This is a genomic window from Marinobacter sp. KMM 10035 (assembly GCF_046537445.1).
Taxonomy (GTDB): Bacteria; Pseudomonadota; Gammaproteobacteria; order Pseudomonadales; family Oleiphilaceae; genus Marinobacter; species Marinobacter sediminicola.
Window position 1 is genome coordinate 70,690 of the sequence record NZ_JBBVMG010000004.1, and the last position, 16,630, is coordinate 87,319.

Below are 16,630 nucleotides of genomic sequence, written 5' to 3' on the forward strand. Positions count from 1 at the left end.
GGATCACCGCCGGTTATTTTTATAAGCTCACAACGTCATCAATCAGATGATGTCATCCATGCTCTTCAGCGGATAGTGCGCGGGGTAGCCTTTACCAGCAACTCCGGAATCCACTGCTGCACGGGCCACGGCAGCCGGAACAACTTCCAGCAACCGAACATCCATGGGCTTGGGAATGATGTACTCTTTACCAAACTCAAAGCTGTCCGCACCGTAGGCTTCACAGATTTCCTGCGGCACAGGCTCTTTCGCCAGCTCGCGGATCGCATTGACCGCAGCCACTTTCATCTCTTCGTTAATGCAACTCGCACGAACGTCGAGCGCACCACGGAAAATGAACGGAAAGCCAAGAACATTGTTAACCTGGTTCGGGTAGTCTGAACGGCCCGTCGCCATGATCAGATCATCACGGACAGAGTGCGCTACCGCAGGATCGATTTCAGGATCCGGGTTCGAGCATGCAAACACAACCGGGTTGGGCGCCATTTTCTTGAGCTGGTCAGCGCTCAGCAGGTCCGGGCCAGATAGACCCAGGAACACGTCGGCCCCATCAATTGCTTCGTCCAGCGTACGCTTATCGGTGTCGTTGGCAAACATCGCCTTGTACTGGTTAAGATCATCGCGACCAGAGTGGATCACACCCTTGCGGTCGAGCATGTAGATGTTATCAGAGCTGATACCGCAGCTGATCAACAACTTCATGCACGCGATTGCAGCAGCACCGGCACCCAGGCAAACCACTTTCGCTTCTTCAATTTTCTTGCCCTGCAATTCAAGGGCGTTGATCATGCCAGCTGCAGTAACAATCGCTGTACCGTGCTGGTCATCGTGGAAGATAGGCACGTTGCACTTTTCAATCAGTGCGCGCTCAATTTCGAAACACTCCGGCGCCTTGATATCTTCAAGGTTAATGCCACCGAAGGTGTCAGCAATACGCTCAACGGTTTCAATGAACGCCTGAGGACTTTCAGAATTGACTTCGATATCGAACACGTCAATTCCCGCAAAGCGCTTGAACAGTACGCCTTTGCCTTCCATTACCGGCTTGCTCGCCAGCGGGCCCAGGTTACCCAGACCGAGGATCGCAGTACCATCGGAGATAACGGCGACAAGGTTACCCTTGGCCGTGTACTTGTATGCGTTCTCCGGGTCCTTCGCAATCTCGCGAACCGGCTCTGCAACGCCTGGGCTATATGCCAAAGCGAGGTCGCGAGCGGTCGCTGTCGGCTTGGAGATTTCTACACTAATCTTTCCAGGCCGCGGCTTGGCGTGATATTCAAGGGCTGCTTCTTTCAGATCTTGAGACATTGCCACTGTTCCGTTTGTCACGTTAAAAGGTAATAAGCCTTCAGGCGGCAAGCGCCTACCTGAAGGAGCGCGACATTATGGCGCGCCCGCCCGGAAACGACAAGGGCAAAGCGAACAAACTATGAACAGTCAATACGGCGAATTGCGTATAATCAAACACTAAGCGGTTATTTTGCACTTCCCATAAAAAAAAGCGCCCTCAGGCGCTTTTTTCGACTCTACAACCGAATCAGTCTTCTTTCTTTCCGGCGATACGACCACCAAAACGCTTCTGGAACTTGTCGATACGGCCGCCGGTATCCATAACCTTCTGTTTGCCAGTGTAGAATGGGTGACACTGGGAACAAACATCCAGCTGCAGATCATGACCAATAGTAGAACGAGTCTTGATCACATTTCCGCAAGAACATGTTGCGGTGATGTCTTCATACTTGGGGTGAATACCTTCTTTCATGGCGAACCTCTGTGGGTCATGCCGCTACCTGATCACGGGGCGTTCGTTAAAGCCCAAGTGCCAGGCACCGCATGTTTGAATCAATGGAGAAGACGGGGCACAATCATGCCCTGCCGCAAACAGACCGCGAATCTTACTTGCAATTATCCTGGCAGGCAAGCCTTGCAGGTGCATGAACCCTGCCTCATACGCATAAACCATTAAAGGATTACCCGGTGCCATCAACAGCCCGCATTGCGCTGAATCGGCCACTAAGAAGGCTCTTTGACTACCTTGTGCCAGAGGGAATGGCTTTGGAGTCGGGCCAACGTGTAAAGATTCCTTTCGGGCGCCAGCAGGCAATCGGCCTGATTGTGGAAACAGACATTGAACCACCAGAGGGTATCATTCTGAAGCCGGTGCTAAATGCACTGGAAAATTGGCCTGCCCTGCCCAACGAAACCTTCCAATTGCTAAGCTGGGCCAGCGACTACTACCAGCACCCGCTGGGGGAATGTTTGTTCACTGCCCTCCCACCAGCACTGCGCCGGGGCCGGCCGGCCATACAAAAAACTGAAGACAGGTGGCAAGCCTGCGGCAGCAGCGCCGTCCTCCCAGTAAAAGCCCACAAACAGAAAGCCCTGCTGGAGTGGATTGCCCAACACGAGCAGGGCGTTAAAAACAACGAGATCTTAAAAGCGGGCTTCACTCGACCGCAACTAAAGTCTCTGCTTGAAAAAGAACTGGTTCGAGTTGCAGCGCCGAAGAGCGCAAGCCCCCAAAGCCAGCAATACAATGAGTCCATTGCAGCCCCAATGCTTTCCCCCGCACAGTTGGTTGCCGCCTCCCAGCTGCCGCCACCCGATGAAGGCTTCAGCGCCTCCCTTTTATATGGCATCACAGGCAGTGGCAAAACCGAGATTTACCTGCACTACCTGAAACAGAATCTTACCGCTGAGGATCAGGCGCTGGTGCTGGTTCCGGAAATCAACCTGACCCCCCAAACCGTTGCCCGCTTCAAACGCTATTTTGGCGAGCGCATAACGGTGTGGCACTCAGCCCTGAACGACACCGAGCGTTTGAATGCCTGGCTCAAAATTCGCAATGGTGAGCCCATCATCCTCATTGGCACCAGATCGGCGGTGCTACTCCCATTCACCGCGCTGAAAACACTGATTGTTGATGAGGAGCACGACAGCTCATACAAGCAAGGCGAAGGGTTTCGTTATTCCGGCAGGGATGTTGCTGTGTATCGTGCGCACCTGAATCGCTGCCCGATAATCCTTGGCTCCGCGACACCATCTCTGGAGTCTTATCACAACGCCTTGGCGGGCAAGTACAGACTTATAAAGCTGGAAGAGCGTGCCGGAGAGGCGCTACCGCCCTCGATTAGCCTCCTGGACATCCGCAGCCGACCCCTGGAAGGCGGCCTCTCCCGCCCTGTCCTGCAAGCACTTCAGAAAACACTGGAAAGCGGAAACCAGGCACTCGTGTTCGTAAACCGTCGCGGTTTTGCGCCGGTGATGATGTGTTTCGACTGCGGCCACATGGTCGAATGCCCACGCTGCGACACGCGCCTCACCTACCATCGCCGTGACCGCGCTATGCGCTGCCACCATTGTGACTTTCAGACAGCAGCAACCGAAACCTGCCCAAAATGCAAAAGTGACGCCTTCAAGCCCGTTGGCCAGGGCACAGAACAAACCGAAGACGTTCTCGCGAACAGCTTTCCCACCACACCCATAGTGCGCGTAGATCGCGACAGCACGCAGCGCAAAGGCAGTATCCAGACGATACTCGAACAGGTGAACACCGGTGAGCCCTGCATCCTTGTTGGGACACAGATGCTTGCAAAGGGGCACGATTTCCCCAATGTGACTCTGGTTGTTGTCATCAATGCAGACGGAGGCCTATTCAGCGTCGACTTCAGGGCCCCGGAGCAACTGATTCAAACCTTGCTCCAAGTCAGCGGAAGGGCTGGCCGCGGAACGAAAATCGGTAAAGTGATAGTGCAAACTTGCCACAGCGATCACCCGCTACTCAGAACGCTCTGCAATGGCCATTATCTCGAAATGGCAGACCAGCTTCTTGAAGAGCGCGAAACCGGCCAGTTCCCACCGTTTCGAGCTATGGCCATCTTCCGAGCCGAAGCGGACACCATGGAGCAAAGCTTGCAGATCCTCGACTGTATTAAACCGCTCGCAAACAAACCCGGTATCGAAGTTTGGGGCCCCCTGCCCGCTCTGATTGCTCGGCGAGCCGACCGACACCGGGCGCAACTTGTGCTTAACACTGACAACCGGCGACGCCTCAATAAACTACTGACAAGTGTTTGCCAGACGCTTGAACAGCAGAGATTTCAAAAGGGTTCGAAATGGATGATTGACGTGGACCCGCAAGAAACGGGCTAATCACCACAGGGCTTTTGCTTGCGGCCGGACTTTCCGCGATAATGTCCCTCTTCAATTATCACTGGGCGCTCTGCCCCAACCCAACTTTCCAGTAAACTGAGCTATCTCACAGCATGAAAGAGACCGTTTCTGATCTGCTCCAGTCCGCACTGGCCGCTCTTCAATCTGAAGGCACGCTGCCAGCTGACCAGACCTATACGCCACAAGTGGGCAACACCAAGGATAAATCCCACGGTGACTACGCCTGCAACATCGCATTGGTTGCGGCCAAAACAGCAGGCTGCGCACCGCGCAAGCTGGCCGAAATGCTGATTGAGAAGCTGCCCGAAAGCAGCGCAGTGGCGAAGGTGGAAATTGCAGGCCCGGGGTTTATTAACTTTTTCATGAGCACCGCAAGTGCATTTGAAATCGTAAATACCATTCTGGATGAGGCTGAGCAGTTTGGTCGCAACACCAGCGGTAAAGGCGAAAAAGTTCAGGTGGAATTTGTATCTGCCAACCCCACAGGTCCACTCCACGTAGGCCACGGCCGGGGCGCAGCCATTGGCGACTGCCTTTGCCGCCTCCTGGAAGCCAACGGTTATGAAGTTACCCGCGAGTTTTACTACAACGATGCCGGCGCCCAAATCAACAACCTTGGCCTGTCCGTACAGGCGCGCGTCAAGGGGCTGACACCCGAAGACGAAAGCTGGCCGGAAGACGGCTATCGTGGCGACTACATTGCTGATGTCGCAAAAGCCTATCTGGCCGGCGATACGGTTACGGCAGATGACCGGGAGGTGACTGCCAGCGCCAACCCTGATGACCTGGCTGCCATTCAGGAGTTTGCAGTGGCCTATCTGCGCCGGGAGCAGGATCTCGACCTGAAAGCCTTTGGCGTCGAGTTTGATGTGTACTTCCTGGAATCGTCCCTGTACGACGATGGAAAAGTGGAAGCTACCGTTAAACGCTTACAGGAAAACGGCTACACCTATGAAGACGGCGGCGCCATGTGGCTCAAAACCACAGAGTTCGGTGACGACAAAGACCGGGTTATGCGCAAGAAAGATGGCGGCTACACCTATTTCCTGCCAGATGTCGCCTACCACCTGGACAAATGGCAGCGTGGCTTTACCACGGTCATCAACGAACAGGGGGCCGACCACCACTCTACGGTAACTCGCGTTCGTGCTGGCTTGCAGGCTTTGAACGCAGGCATTCCCAAGGGCTGGCCGGATTACGTTCTGCACCAGATGGTGATGGTTACCCGTTCCGGACAGGAAGTGAAAATTTCCAAGCGCGCAGGCAGCTACGTCACCATTCGCGATTTGATAGACGAAGTCGGCCGCGACGCCACCCGTTTTTTCCTTGCAGCTCGGCGCGTTGACTCCCAGTTGACCTTCGATATCGATCTGGCCCGCTCCCAGACCAATGAAAACCCGGTGTACTACATTCAGTATGCCCACGCACGCATATGCAGCGTGTTACGGAAGCTGGCTGCCGAAGGCGTTGCGCGTGGACTGAATGAGTGTGTGGGCGATCTGTCTTTACTGACGCTGGATGAAGAAAAAGAGATAGCAAACCAGCTGGCGAAATATCCGGAGCTGATTGCCAGCTCTGCCTTACAGCGTGAACCACACACCCTCACCCATTATCTGAGGGAGCTGGCCGGCCAGTTTCACACTTATTACAACGCCCACAAGGTGCTGATAGAAGATACAGCACTACGAGATGCCCGCATCAGCCTCTACCTCGCCGTACGCCAGGTAATTGCCAATGGGCTGGACCTGCTGGGCGTTAGCGCACCGGAAGAGATGTAAGTAACAACAATGTCCCGAGACTATGCTCGTAAAAATCGCTCAGGTGCTTCTGCAGCCCCCAACAGGAAAAAGCCTGCCAAGCCTGCTAGCGCCCAGAAAAAACGCGCAAAGCCAGCTGCGCCTGCGCGCTCTCAGCGAGGAGGTTTATCCTTGAAGTGGATTTTTTCACTGGCAACGGTTGGTGGCTTTATCGGGTTTATTGTCTACCTCAATTCTGTGCCACCAAGCAGCGGGCCGCAGCAGCCGCCCACTGCCAAAGAGTCAGTACAAACTCCGGCAACGAAAACCGCCAAACCGGAGGAGAAAAAACCAGGTTTCCGGTTTTATGAGATGCTGCCGGAATCTGAGGTTATTCCGCCAAAGGTGGAGGAGTACACTCCGGGCCCAACCAAGCAGGACTTTGACTACCTGGTGCAGTCCGGTTCTTTCCGCAGCAAGGAAGATGCTGAGCGTCAGCGCGCACAGATTGCCTTTCAGGGGCTCAGAGCCGGCGTGCAGCGCATAGAACTCGATAGCGGCTCCGTTTGGTATAGAGTGAATGTCGGGCCCTTTAATACCCGCAGTCAGATGAGCTCAGCCATCGACAAGCTTGTTTCGATTAACATTCAGCCGCTTATTCGGAAGGTTCCCAAGCAAGGTTGAGGTTACCCGATAGCTACGGGAGTCTGCAGGGTGCGGCTTTTCAAAACCGTGCGGAGCCATGGATGGCGGAGCCGAGCGTACAGGGAGGTATTCACAGCGTGTTTTGAAAAGCCGCACCCTGCAGACTCCTACTCCAAACTACTTGAATTCTTCCATCCTGCCTCCATAACTGCCCAATACCGATTTTTAATCAGGCAATTGGAGCCCGAATGACTACCATACTTTCCGTCAGACGCGATGACGAAGTTGCCATGGGTGGCGACGGCCAGGTTTCTCTGGGAAATACCATGATGAAGGGTAATGCCCGCAAGGTACGCCGCCTCTATAACGGGCAGGTTATCGCGGGTTTTGCTGGCGGCACCGCAGATGCGTTTACTCTGTTTGAGCGCTTTGAGGCGCAGCTTGAAAAGCATAACGGCAATCTCACAAGAGCCGCCGTTGAACTTGCCAAAGACTGGCGGTCAGACAGAGCCTTACGCAAGCTGGAAGCGCTTTTGGCTGTGGCGGATAAAACAGCTTCCCTGATCATCACAGGTAATGGTGACGTGATAGAGCCAGAGCACGGGTTGATTGCCATCGGCTCCGGCGGCCCGTTTGCTCAAGCTTCCGCACGGGCTCTGCTTGAAAACACCGAGCTTTCTGCCCACGAGATTGTGGAGAAAGGCTTGGAAATAGCTGCAGATATCTGCATCTATACCAACCACAATCGCACCATTGAATTGCTCCCCAAAGACGCAGTTACCAAACCAGAACCCTCCAAAACGACTGATCCGGAGTAAACATGTCTGCAATGACTCCCCGTGAAATTGTTCACGAGCTCAATAAACACATCGTGGGTCAGCAAGAGGCCAAGCGGGCTGTGGCGATCGCCCTGAGAAACCGCTGGCGCCGGATGCAGCTGGACAGCACGCTTCGGGATGAAGTCACGCCCAAGAACATCCTGATGATCGGCCCCACCGGCGTGGGCAAAACTGAGATTGCCCGCCGTCTGGCGAAATTGGCAGATGCACCTTTCCTGAAAGTTGAAGCCACCAAATTTACCGAAGTAGGCTACGTTGGACGCGATGTGGAATCCATTATCCGCGATCTGGCAGATATGGCCGTGAAGATGCTGCGGGTTCAGGAAATGAAGCGTCACGAAGAGCAGGCTCTGGACGCAGCTGAAGACAGAATTCTGGACGCCCTGCTCCCGCCGGCAAGAAGCTTTGGCGAAGACAGCCAAAAGACCTCAGAAGACTCCTCCACACGCCAGATGTTCCGGAAAAAGCTGAGGGAAGGCGAACTCGACGATAAAGAAATCGAGATCAACCTTCGTAATTCAAGCGCCGGCGTAGAGATCATGGCACCTCCCGGCATGGAAGAGATGACCAACCAGCTGCAGAGCATGTTTTCCAACATGGCTGCTGATAAATCCAAGCCCCGGAAGATGAAGGTGGCAGATGCCCTGAAACGGGTGAAGGACGAGGAAGCCGGCAAGCTGGTCAATGAGGAGTCGATCAAACAGAAAGCCATCATCGCCGTTGAGCAGAACGGCATTGTGTTTCTCGATGAAATTGACAAGGTGGCCAAGCGGGCGGAGAACAGCTCGTCAGATGTATCTCGGGAAGGCGTTCAGAGGGATCTCTTGCCGCTGATTGAGGGCAGTACCGTGAGCACAAAATACGGTTCAGTTCGCACAGATCATATTCTGTTTATCGCTTCCGGCGCCTTTCACCTGTCCAAGCCGTCAGACCTGATTCCGGAATTACAGGGCCGCCTGCCAATACGTGTGGAGTTGCAAGCTCTAACCCCGGACGATTTCAAGCGCATTCTTACAGAGCCGGATGCCTCTCTGGTTCAGCAGTATGAAGCTCTGATGAATACCGAAGGCGTCAAGCTGACGTTCAGTGAAGACGCAATTGCGCGCATCGCCGAGATCGCATGGAAAGTAAATGAGACAACCGAAAACATCGGTGCTAGGCGCTTACACACGGTTTTGGAAAGGCTACTGGAAAGCCTGTCGTTTGATGCTGGTGATGGGGTAACCGAAGCGTTTGAAGTAACTGCAGATTACGTGAATGAGAAGCTTGGAGAACTGTCGGAAGACGAAGATCTGAGTCGTTATATTCTCTGATTTGAAACCATCGTTGAGCCAGGCGTGCTCTGCGCGCCTGGCCCGCACTCCTATTCTGCTTTTGAAAACAGGTGGGTGACTGTTCCCAGCCCTGTCGCCAGCTTGCTCTTTCCCGCTGCCTTCTTCTTTCTGCTCTTGGCCACATAAAGCGGCAGCATTTCGCCATAAAGGCTGGTACTAATGGTGCGCTGCTCATCTTCCAGACGATCCCGGCGCAGCTTGATACCGTATTTTGCCAACTTCGGCTCCAATTCATCAGCGCGATTCCGTAAATCCTGACGGGTCATCTGATAAGCGTGTTCACACACCATTCGGCGCGATTGAAAGCTGAACACGTTAGAGAAAAATAACTTGGCGTCATCCCGAGTCGGCTCAAACAGCAGGATATCCTTATCTGGATAGTCCGTCGCATAGTGAGCAATGCCTGACTGCATGCGGGAATACACCATGGTCCGGAACATCTGAGACAACAGGTTTGGCATCCCCGAACGAGTCAATTCTCCGGGCGCCATAGTGCCCGCCCGTACCGCTGCACTGGCATCAATGGGCACCAAGGGGTTCACTGCAAAAACCAGATCTGCACCATCTTCAAACGCGACCGATGCGTGCAAGCCTTTGCGCAGCGTTCCATCCACATAATACCGGCCATCAATATCAACGGGCACATACAGCCCCGGAGATGCCATGCTCGCCTGTATAGCTCTGGAGATAGGCACATGGTCAAACCCGGGAGCGCCAAAGCACACGGCGTCGCTGCTTTCCACGTCTGCCGCAACAATGTATAGGCTACGCTTTAGCTGCCGAAAGTCGTTAGAACGGCCCAACATGGAAAACGCACGCTTTAGATAATCATGGAGGCCTTCGTTATCGAAAAGCCCGGCAGGAGCCGCCTGAGACAGTATGGTGAGGGCTTCGAGCAAACTCTGATCGTAGGGGTTGGCAATAAAACGGCGCACGGCTGTGGCGACCAGTCCGGGCACAGCCAGCACCCGCCCCGCCATCTCCTTCAGTGCTGGCCTGAAGAACACATCGGGGTGAAAAGGGTGAACTTCAGCTTCATTGCGCACAAAAATTCGACACAATTGCGCCGTGGTCATCTGGTTCGCCAGATTGGCAGCTACGAATGAGCCCGAGTTAACACCGACATACACATCAAGGTTATTGAAATCCAAACCATCCAAGGCTTCATCCAGCGCCCGGAGTGCGCCAATCTCGTATATGCCGCCTAAAGGACCACCCCCGCCCAGTGCGAGCCCGATGCGTGGTGCTGGTTTCAGTTCGGTTGGCTTCTTCATGGCCTTTCCTTCTCTGGATGAATAGCCAGATTTGCATTCTGGCCTGCCTGATCTACAAGGTAACAACCCGATTTAGAGCACGCACCCTATATTTGAGCGACTGCCCGATATGACAAATTTCAGGAGGCGACCTGTTCCACCAGAGCGGCGCTCGAAGATATTCCTGGCCGGAGGTAACGGCCAAAGCCGGCATCGCGCAGCGCAAGATCCACACAACTCTTGATCACGTGAGGCGAATCCAGCAACAAGACGTCCTTCAAAAGCTTTACCGCCCACTCCCGACTCACGCTGCGAATCACGGACTTAACCTTTGGCAGGCTAGCGGCGTTCATGGAGAGAGAGTCGTAACCCATGGCCATCAGCAGCAATGCACCACCGGGATCCCCCGCCAGCTCGCCGCAGATTCCCACTGGTTTGCCGACCGCATGGGCATCCTGAGCAATCCGCACCAGGGCCTGTAAAACTGCAGGATGATACGAATGGTAGAGCTGGGCAACGCGAGGGTTATTGCGATCAACTGCCAGCAGGTACTGGGTCAGATCATTTGAGCCCACAGACAGGAAATCCACACGATCTGCAAGCTCACGAACCTGGTATACCGCGGCGGGTATTTCAACCATTACACCCACCTTGGGCATGTGGATGTCAAAACCTTCCTCTCGCACCTCATGGTATACCCGGTAAATCAGGTGCAGGGATTCTTCTACCTCAGAGATATTGCTGATCATCGGCAGCATGATTTGTAGATTATTCAGGCCTTCGCTTGCTTTTAGCATGGCCCGCACTTGAACCAAAAATATTTCCGGGTGATCCAGAGTCACCCGAATACCCCGCCAACCCAGGAACGGGTTCTCTTCCTCGATCGGGAAGTAGGTCAGCGCCTTGTCACCACCGATATCCAGAGTGCGCATGGTTACCGGGTTGGGTGCAAAGGCCTCCAACTGCTCCCGATAATAGTGCCGCTGCTCCTGCTCCGATGGAAAGCGATCTTTAATCATGAAGGGCACTTCGGTGCGATAGAGCCCTATGCCCTCGGCTCCGTGTGACAGGGAGCGAACGACATCTGTCATCAAACCCGTATTCACCAGCAGCGGCACCCGATGGCCATCAGTGGTTATGCAGGGCTTGTCGCGAAGTGCTTCCAGCCCGCGGTCGAGTTCGGCCTCTTCTTCGCAGATGGTTTGAAAAAACGCCCTGAGATCTGACGAAGGGGAAGCGAAAATCTGCCCCTCAAAGCCATCAACAATCAACTCACGGCCGTCGAGCTGATTCACCGGGATATCCACCAACCCCATAACCGTGGGGACACCCATCGCTCGGGCAAGAATGGCCACATGGGAGTTGCTGGAGCCTTTGACTGAAACAAGGCCCACCAACTGGTCCCGGGGCACCTCTCCCAGCATGGCAGGTGTCAACTCTTCACTGACCAGAACCGTGCGCTCTGGGTAAATCAGGTCCTTTTGATCACCCTCTTGCAGATAGGAAAGCAGGCGGCGGCCAAGGTCGCGGACATCGACTGCCCTTTCTTGAAGATAGTGGTCGTCCATCATTTCAAAATGACGAACGTAGTGCTGAACCACCTGTTTGAGGGCCCCTTGAGCCCAGTTTCCTTCCCGGATACGATTATTGACTTCTCCGGGCAATGCCTCATCACCCAGCATGCGGAGATACACATCAAACAATGCCAACTCTTCCGGACGAAGCCGTGAGGTGAGCCGCTTGGCAACCTGACCAATGTCTTCACACACCGATCGAACTGCCGACCGGAATAGCTCCAGTTCTTGGTCAATATCTTCTGCTGGCTTATCGGGAACCACGTCCAGATCGGCTGCCGGGTAGACCACCACACCATGACCAATAGCCACCCCGGGCGCGCCCGGCACACCGTTGAAGCTGACGTCACGGGTCTCTTCCCCGGTTAGCGAAAGGCCGCTGATGGCGCCAGTCGCCTCACTGTGGGCTATAACACCTGCAAGCTGAGCGGAAACCGTGACCAGGAATGCTTCTTCACCTTCATCGAAGCACCGGGAACTCTCGCGCTGCTGAACAACGAGAACACCAAGTACTCGGCGATGGTGAATAATGGGAACACCCAGAAACGAACGAAAGCGCTCCTCGCCAGTTTCAGGGAAATATCGATAACGGGGGTGGGAAGGTGCATCTTCCAAGTTGATTGGCTCTTCCCGGGAGCCGACAAGACCCACCAGACCCTCTGAGTGCGCAAGGCTCACTTTGCCCACGGCTTTCAGATACAGGCCCTCGGTGGCCATCAGAATGTAACGATTGGACACCGGATCCAGCAAGTAGACAGAACAGACTTCCGTGTTCATGGCTTTCTGCACCCGTGACACGATAATACCCAGCGCTTCCGAGAGATCCCGGGCGCTGTTTACCTCTTGTACAAGACTTCGCAGAATGCTCAGCATGGGTGTGTCAGTCCGTCATTTCGCCTGTTCCTTTAAACGCCGGTTGTGCTCGCTCCGGTGCCACTGCTCCATGTTGTAGAACAGTCTTGGCGCAAGTTCTCTCAGCGCACGTCGGTACACTTCACGCTTGAAGGACACCACCTGACCCAACGGATACCAGTAGCTTACCCACTGCCAGCCATCAAATTCCGGTGAATCAGTACCATCAACGCGCACTTGTGCATCGGGTGATAACATCCTCAGCAGGAACCATTTCTGTTTTTGACCCACGCAGACGGGGTGCGAGTTGTGCCGCACCATCCTTCGGGGAAGGCGGTACCTCAGCCAGCCCCGGGTGCAACTGATGATTTCGACATCACTGGCACCCAGGCCAACCTCCTCTCCGAGCTCCCGATACAGTGCATCTTCCGGCGATTCTTCGTGATTAATTCCGCCTTGAGGAAACTGCCAGGAGTCTTGCCCTATTCGCCTCGCCCAGAGAACCTCTCCCCGGTGGTTGGCCAGAATGATTCCGACATTGGGTCTGAAACCGTCTGAATCGATCACGGTACAGTCCTCTTTATAAAGTCGGCAGGCCGGTTAGATATGTACCGGCCGGATTTTTTCCAAGTTGCGCTCATTCTTACAGAATCCCAAGACTTCGGCAAACGCAGCCGCACTCAGGTACCCGTGGTAACATACCGGCTTTCGCAAGCCCTATGCCTCTGGAGGTAATCGTTTGACGCTCGCAATTTTTGATCTCGACAACACACTGCTCGCTGGCGACAGCGACCACGCCTGGGGCGAGTTTCTTGTAGAAGAAGGCATCGTTGATGCCGAGACCTATCGCCAAGCGAACGACCGCTTTTATCAGGAATACCTGAATGGCGAAATGGACATCCTGAATTACCTCAGGTTTGCGCTTCAACCTTTGTCGGTACACAACATGGATGAGCTACTGGCGTGGCGAGCTGCGTTCATGGACAAGAAGGTGCGACCAATGCTGCAGAAAAAGGCCAGCGAACTGTTGAGCAGCCACCGGGAGCAAGGTCATACGCTGATGATTATCACAGCCACCAACCGGTTTGTGACCGAGCCTATTGCAGACGTACTGGGTATTGAGCACCTGATCGCCACCGAACCTGAGTTGGTCAATGGACGTTACACCGGTGAAATTGCAGGCGTCCCCAGCTTTCAGGGAGGCAAGGTCACTCGTCTAAACGACTGGCTGAACGCTCACAACAGAAACCTGGACGGCGCCTGGTTCTACAGCGACTCACACAACGATTTGCCACTGCTGGAAAAGGTGGACAATCCGGTTGCCGTTGATCCGGATCCAAAGCTAGAAGAATTTGCGAGGAACAAAGGCTGGAGTGTTATGACGCTTCGCGACTGAGCCCCGCTAACTGCGCGCTGAGCCCGCCTCCTTGCTTTATTGGAGGGCGGGCTCGACCAGGGGGTCACATAAAACCGGTAAGGGATCGTACGAAGCAGGACTTGATGTAGTCGGTTTCTGGAATGCCTGGAATAATCGGGTGGTCCGGCGCCTGATGCCCCTGCTCCAGCAACTGCACGAAGCGATCGATCTTTCGGCCACTGCCGCGAATGATATCTACCAGCTTTTCCTGCGAGAGATGCATGGAACACGAAGCAGAAACAAGAATTCCGTCCCGCTCCAGCAGCCTCAGCCCAAGCTGATTCAGCCGCGCATAGGCCTGTTCGCCAGCCTTCTGATCCCGACGGCGGGGAATAAGTGCGGGCGGATCCAGTACAACGATATCGTACTTTTCCTTCTCTTCCGCCAGCGCTTTCAACGCATCGAACGCATCGCCTTCGATGGTTTCAACATTATCGAGGCCATTCAGCTTGGCGTTGTGATGCACCGAATCAATGGCACCAGAAGAACTGTCCACACAGGTAACCTGGGCGGCACCGGCGCATGCCGCCTGAATACCCCAACCGCCTACATAACTGAACACATCCAGCACCCGTTTACCCGGCGCGTAGGCCTGCAGGCGCTGACGATTCATACGGTGATCGTAAAACCAACCGGTTTTTTGACCGCCCTCCAGGGGCACTTCGAAGCGCACGCCGTTTTCTTCCACTTCAAGCAGTGTCGCTTCCGGGCCATGGGCCTGCTCAACGTATGAGCTCAGCCCTTCAACGCTGCGCATCTTGCCATCGTTTTTCAGGATGATGGCTTGCGGGTGCGCCAACCGCTGAACCGCACGGACGATGGATTCTTTCATCAGCTCCATGCCGGCGGTGGATATCTGGACGACGACTGTGTCGCCAAAGCGGTCTATAACCAGCCCGGACAGGCCGTCGCTGTCGCCAAATACCCAGCGGTAGAAGGGCTTATCAAACAACCTGTCCCGTAATGCCAGCGCCGTTTCCATGCGCTGAGTCAATCGGTTCGGGGTCATGCCCTGTGCCGCGTCCCGGCTTATGAGTCGGCCGCAAATAAGAGCATGGGGGTTGACGAAAATCACACCGAGAGGTTTGTCGTTAGAAGCACGCAGCTCAGCTTGGGTGCCGGCTTCAAACTGTGTCAGTGGTGATCTCTGGATGTCGACTTCGTTGCTGTAAACCCACAGGTGGCCAGCCCGAAGCCTGCGCTCCGCGCCTTTGCGTAGATATAAAACCGGGAAATTCATTGCTGCCACCTAGGGTAGAGAAAAATAGGGCGGGAATTATACATTAACTTACGACACCCACACACGGGCTGGGAACGCAGTCGGGGCGCACCTCCCAAAACACGCTGTGAATACGTCCATGTACGCTTGGCTCCGCCATCCATGGCTCCGCACAGTTTTGGGAGGTGCGCCCCGACTGCTTCGACACTGGAGGTGCCTATAACTGCTTTCGAACCAGTGCCAATAATTACTCGGCGGCCGCTACATGCTCGGCGTAGGCATCTGCATCCATCAGTCCATCAAGCTCACCTTTATCAGCAAGCTTTACCTTGAACATCCAGCCATCGCCGTACGGATCTTCGTTGACCTTCTCTGGCTCGTCTTCGAGGCTTTCGTTAACTTCAAGAACCTCACCGGTTACCGGGCTGAACACATCGGATGCGGACTTCACAGATTCGGCCACGCCAGCTTCTTCGCCGCCGGTGACTGTTTCGCCAACTTCCGGAACACCGATATAAACCACGTCACCCAGTTGCTCCTGGGCGAAGTCGGTTATGCCAACGGTTGCAGTGCCGTCAGCGTGTACGCGCACCCACTGGTGGGTGTCGATGTATTTGAGATCAGAAGGTGTTTCACTCATAAGGGTAATTCCTGACAAAAATTTTGGGCAGTGTAACCGAAACCTTAGCGCCAGCGAACCTCTCGTGCCAGCTTCATGAAGGAATCGAGATACTGCACACCCACATCTCGCTCGCGGCAGCCCAGGAATATCTGTTTGGATATGCCTTCTTTGCCCAGTTTTACCGGAACAATGCGCAGCCGGTCGCTGTATTCCGTGACCAGCCATCGGGGTAGCGCCGCTACGCCACGGCCGGCGGCGACCATTTGCAGCATGATGTCTGTGGTCTCAATGGTTTTGTGGCGTGCGGGGCGCATGTTTGCGGGCACCAGTATGTGGTTGAACACATCCAGCCGTTCGATCGCCACGGGATAGGTAATCAGGGTTTCCGTTTCCAGATCCGCCGCATCTGCCCAGGGTTTGCCTGCGAGGCGGTGGGACGCAGCAACCACCAGCACCTGCTCGTAATCAAACACTGGCTCAAACACCAATCCGGGCCTGTGCAAGGGGTCAGGCGTAACCAGCATGTCGATATCGTGACCAAACAGCGCGCCGATGCCACCGAACTGGAACTTTTGTTTTACATCTACATCCACCGATGGCCACTGCTCAAGGTAGGGGCCAACAACTTTTAACAGCCACTGATAGCAAGGGTGGCATTCCATCCCGATACGCAGGGTGCCTGCCTGCCCTCTGGCGAACTGGCCGATGAGCATTTCGGCATGTTCGAACTGGGGCAACAGGCGATTAGCCAGTGCCAGCAGGTGGCTACCGGCCTGAGTCAGCCTGAGCTGCCGGCCTTCTCGCAACCAAAGCGGGGTTCCCAGCTGCTGCTCCAGTTTGCGAACGGAGTGGCTAAGCGCGGACTGGGTAAGGTGAAGGCGGCTTGCGGCTGCCGTCAGGGAGCCTTCAGCGTCAACAGCCCGGAGAACTTCCAGATGGTTACGTTCAATCATTCAGCGACCCATG

The 16,630-nt window shown here is 54.8% G+C and carries 14 protein-coding genes; 6 read left to right on the top strand and 8 right to left on the bottom strand.

The genetic code is table 11. The features are described 5' to 3' along the window. Positions 1–42: 42 nt before the first annotated feature. Both AADB16_RS17275 and rpmE read right to left on the bottom strand, forming a co-directional pair. Complete coding sequence (locus AADB16_RS17275) at positions 43–1,308, bottom strand: malic enzyme-like NAD(P)-binding protein (protein ID WP_298453225.1); 1,266 nt, start codon at positions 1,306–1,308, stop codon at positions 43–45. 229 nt (positions 1,309–1,537) lie between these two features. Continuing rightward, positions 1,538–1,762 carry a 50S ribosomal protein L31 gene (rpmE, locus tag AADB16_RS17280; RefSeq protein WP_298453228.1) on the bottom strand — a complete coding sequence of 75 codons (225 nt, stop codon included), beginning with the start codon at positions 1,760–1,762 and terminating at the stop codon, positions 1,538–1,540. A 215-nt stretch (positions 1,763–1,977) separates the two neighbouring features. Here rpmE and AADB16_RS17285 point away from each other — a divergent pair, with 215 nt between their 5' ends. The 5 genes from AADB16_RS17285 to hslU all read left to right on the top strand — a co-directional run bounded on the left by AADB16_RS17285 (position 1,978) and on the right by hslU (position 8,706). Then, the gene (locus AADB16_RS17285) at positions 1,978–4,152 is read left to right on the top strand and encodes a primosomal protein N' (protein WP_410805084.1); all 2,175 of its coding nucleotides are present in this window, start codon (positions 1,978–1,980) and stop codon (positions 4,150–4,152) included. A 113-nt stretch (positions 4,153–4,265) separates the two neighbouring features. Next, positions 4,266–5,951: an arginine--tRNA ligase gene (argS, locus tag AADB16_RS17290; protein ID WP_410805086.1), complete on the top strand. Its 1,686-nt coding sequence runs from the start codon at positions 4,266–4,268 to the stop codon at positions 5,949–5,951. Between the two features lie 150 nt (positions 5,952–6,101). Further along, positions 6,102–6,593, top strand: coding sequence for an SPOR domain-containing protein (locus tag AADB16_RS17295; RefSeq protein WP_227715399.1), 492 nt, complete (start codon positions 6,102–6,104; stop codon positions 6,591–6,593). Between the two features lie 209 nt (positions 6,594–6,802). Next, positions 6,803–7,372 carry an ATP-dependent protease subunit HslV gene (gene hslV / locus AADB16_RS17300; RefSeq protein WP_309045778.1) on the top strand — a complete coding sequence of 190 codons (570 nt, stop codon included), beginning with the start codon at positions 6,803–6,805 and terminating at the stop codon, positions 7,370–7,372. Positions 7,373–7,374: 2 nt separating this feature from the next. After that, entirely contained in the window at positions 7,375–8,706 is a 1,332-nt protein-coding gene (hslU, locus tag AADB16_RS17305) for an HslU--HslV peptidase ATPase subunit (RefSeq protein ID WP_309045779.1), read from the top strand. Positions 8,707–8,756: 50 nt separating this feature from the next. Here hslU and AADB16_RS17310 read toward each other — a convergent pair whose 3' ends face one another. From AADB16_RS17310 to AADB16_RS17320, 3 genes are all read right to left on the bottom strand, one after another. Then, on the bottom strand, positions 8,757–10,001 hold the full coding sequence (locus tag AADB16_RS17310; RefSeq protein WP_410805089.1) for a patatin-like phospholipase family protein: 1,245 nt from the start codon (positions 9,999–10,001) through the stop codon (positions 8,757–8,759). A 119-nt stretch (positions 10,002–10,120) separates the two neighbouring features. Continuing rightward, positions 10,121–12,427, bottom strand: coding sequence for a phosphoenolpyruvate--protein phosphotransferase (gene ptsP / locus AADB16_RS17315; protein WP_309045781.1), 2,307 nt, complete (start codon positions 12,425–12,427; stop codon positions 10,121–10,123). Positions 12,428–12,442: 15 nt separating this feature from the next. Then, a complete protein-coding gene (locus tag AADB16_RS17320) occupies positions 12,443–12,973 on the bottom strand; it encodes an RNA pyrophosphohydrolase (protein WP_298453252.1) in 531 nt (176 codons plus the stop codon). A 172-nt stretch (positions 12,974–13,145) separates the two neighbouring features. Here AADB16_RS17320 and AADB16_RS17325 point away from each other — a divergent pair, with 172 nt between their 5' ends. Then, entirely contained in the window at positions 13,146–13,802 is a 657-nt protein-coding gene (locus AADB16_RS17325) for an HAD family hydrolase (RefSeq protein ID WP_410805092.1), read from the top strand. Between the two features lie 64 nt (positions 13,803–13,866). On the opposite strand, the gene AADB16_RS17330 is transcribed toward AADB16_RS17325, so the two are convergent. The 3 genes from AADB16_RS17330 to AADB16_RS17340 all read right to left on the bottom strand — a co-directional run bounded on the left by AADB16_RS17330 (position 13,867) and on the right by AADB16_RS17340 (position 16,617). Beyond that, the gene (locus tag AADB16_RS17330; RefSeq protein ID WP_309045784.1) at positions 13,867–15,063 is read right to left on the bottom strand and encodes a class I SAM-dependent rRNA methyltransferase; all 1,197 of its coding nucleotides are present in this window, start codon (positions 15,061–15,063) and stop codon (positions 13,867–13,869) included. A 226-nt stretch (positions 15,064–15,289) separates the two neighbouring features. Further along, positions 15,290–15,682: a glycine cleavage system protein GcvH gene (gene gcvH / locus AADB16_RS17335; RefSeq protein ID WP_298453262.1), complete on the bottom strand. Its 393-nt coding sequence runs from the start codon at positions 15,680–15,682 to the stop codon at positions 15,290–15,292. A 44-nt stretch (positions 15,683–15,726) separates the two neighbouring features. Next, positions 15,727–16,617 carry a LysR family transcriptional regulator gene (locus AADB16_RS17340; RefSeq protein WP_309045787.1) on the bottom strand — a complete coding sequence of 297 codons (891 nt, stop codon included), beginning with the start codon at positions 16,615–16,617 and terminating at the stop codon, positions 15,727–15,729. Between the last annotated feature and the right edge of the window lie 13 nt (positions 16,618–16,630).

Excerpts from the sequence above, each read along its gene's own strand:
- AADB16_RS17310 (WP_410805089.1), bottom strand. The coding sequence starts at position 10,001 with ATGAAGAAGCCAACCGAACTGAAACCAGCACCACGCATCGGGCTCGCA.
- hslU (WP_309045779.1), top strand. The coding sequence starts at position 7,375 with ATGTCTGCAATGACTCCCCGTGAAATTGTTCACGAGCTCAATAAACAC.
- AADB16_RS17330 (WP_309045784.1), bottom strand. The coding sequence starts at position 15,063 with ATGAATTTCCCGGTTTTATATCTACGCAAAGGCGCGGAGCGCAGGCTT.
- hslV (WP_309045778.1), top strand. The coding sequence starts at position 6,803 with ATGACTACCATACTTTCCGTCAGACGCGATGACGAAGTTGCCATGGGT.
- AADB16_RS17340 (WP_309045787.1), bottom strand. The coding sequence starts at position 16,617 with ATGATTGAACGTAACCATCTGGAAGTTCTCCGGGCTGTTGACGCTGAA.
- gcvH (WP_298453262.1), bottom strand. The coding sequence starts at position 15,682 with ATGAGTGAAACACCTTCTGATCTCAAATACATCGACACCCACCAGTGG.
- rpmE (WP_298453228.1), bottom strand. The coding sequence starts at position 1,762 with ATGAAAGAAGGTATTCACCCCAAGTATGAAGACATCACCGCAACATGT.
- ptsP (WP_309045781.1), bottom strand. The coding sequence starts at position 12,427 with ATGCTGAGCATTCTGCGAAGTCTTGTACAAGAGGTAAACAGCGCCCGG.
- AADB16_RS17275 (WP_298453225.1), bottom strand. The coding sequence starts at position 1,308 with ATGTCTCAAGATCTGAAAGAAGCAGCCCTTGAATATCACGCCAAGCCG.
- argS (WP_410805086.1), top strand. The coding sequence starts at position 4,266 with ATGAAAGAGACCGTTTCTGATCTGCTCCAGTCCGCACTGGCCGCTCTT.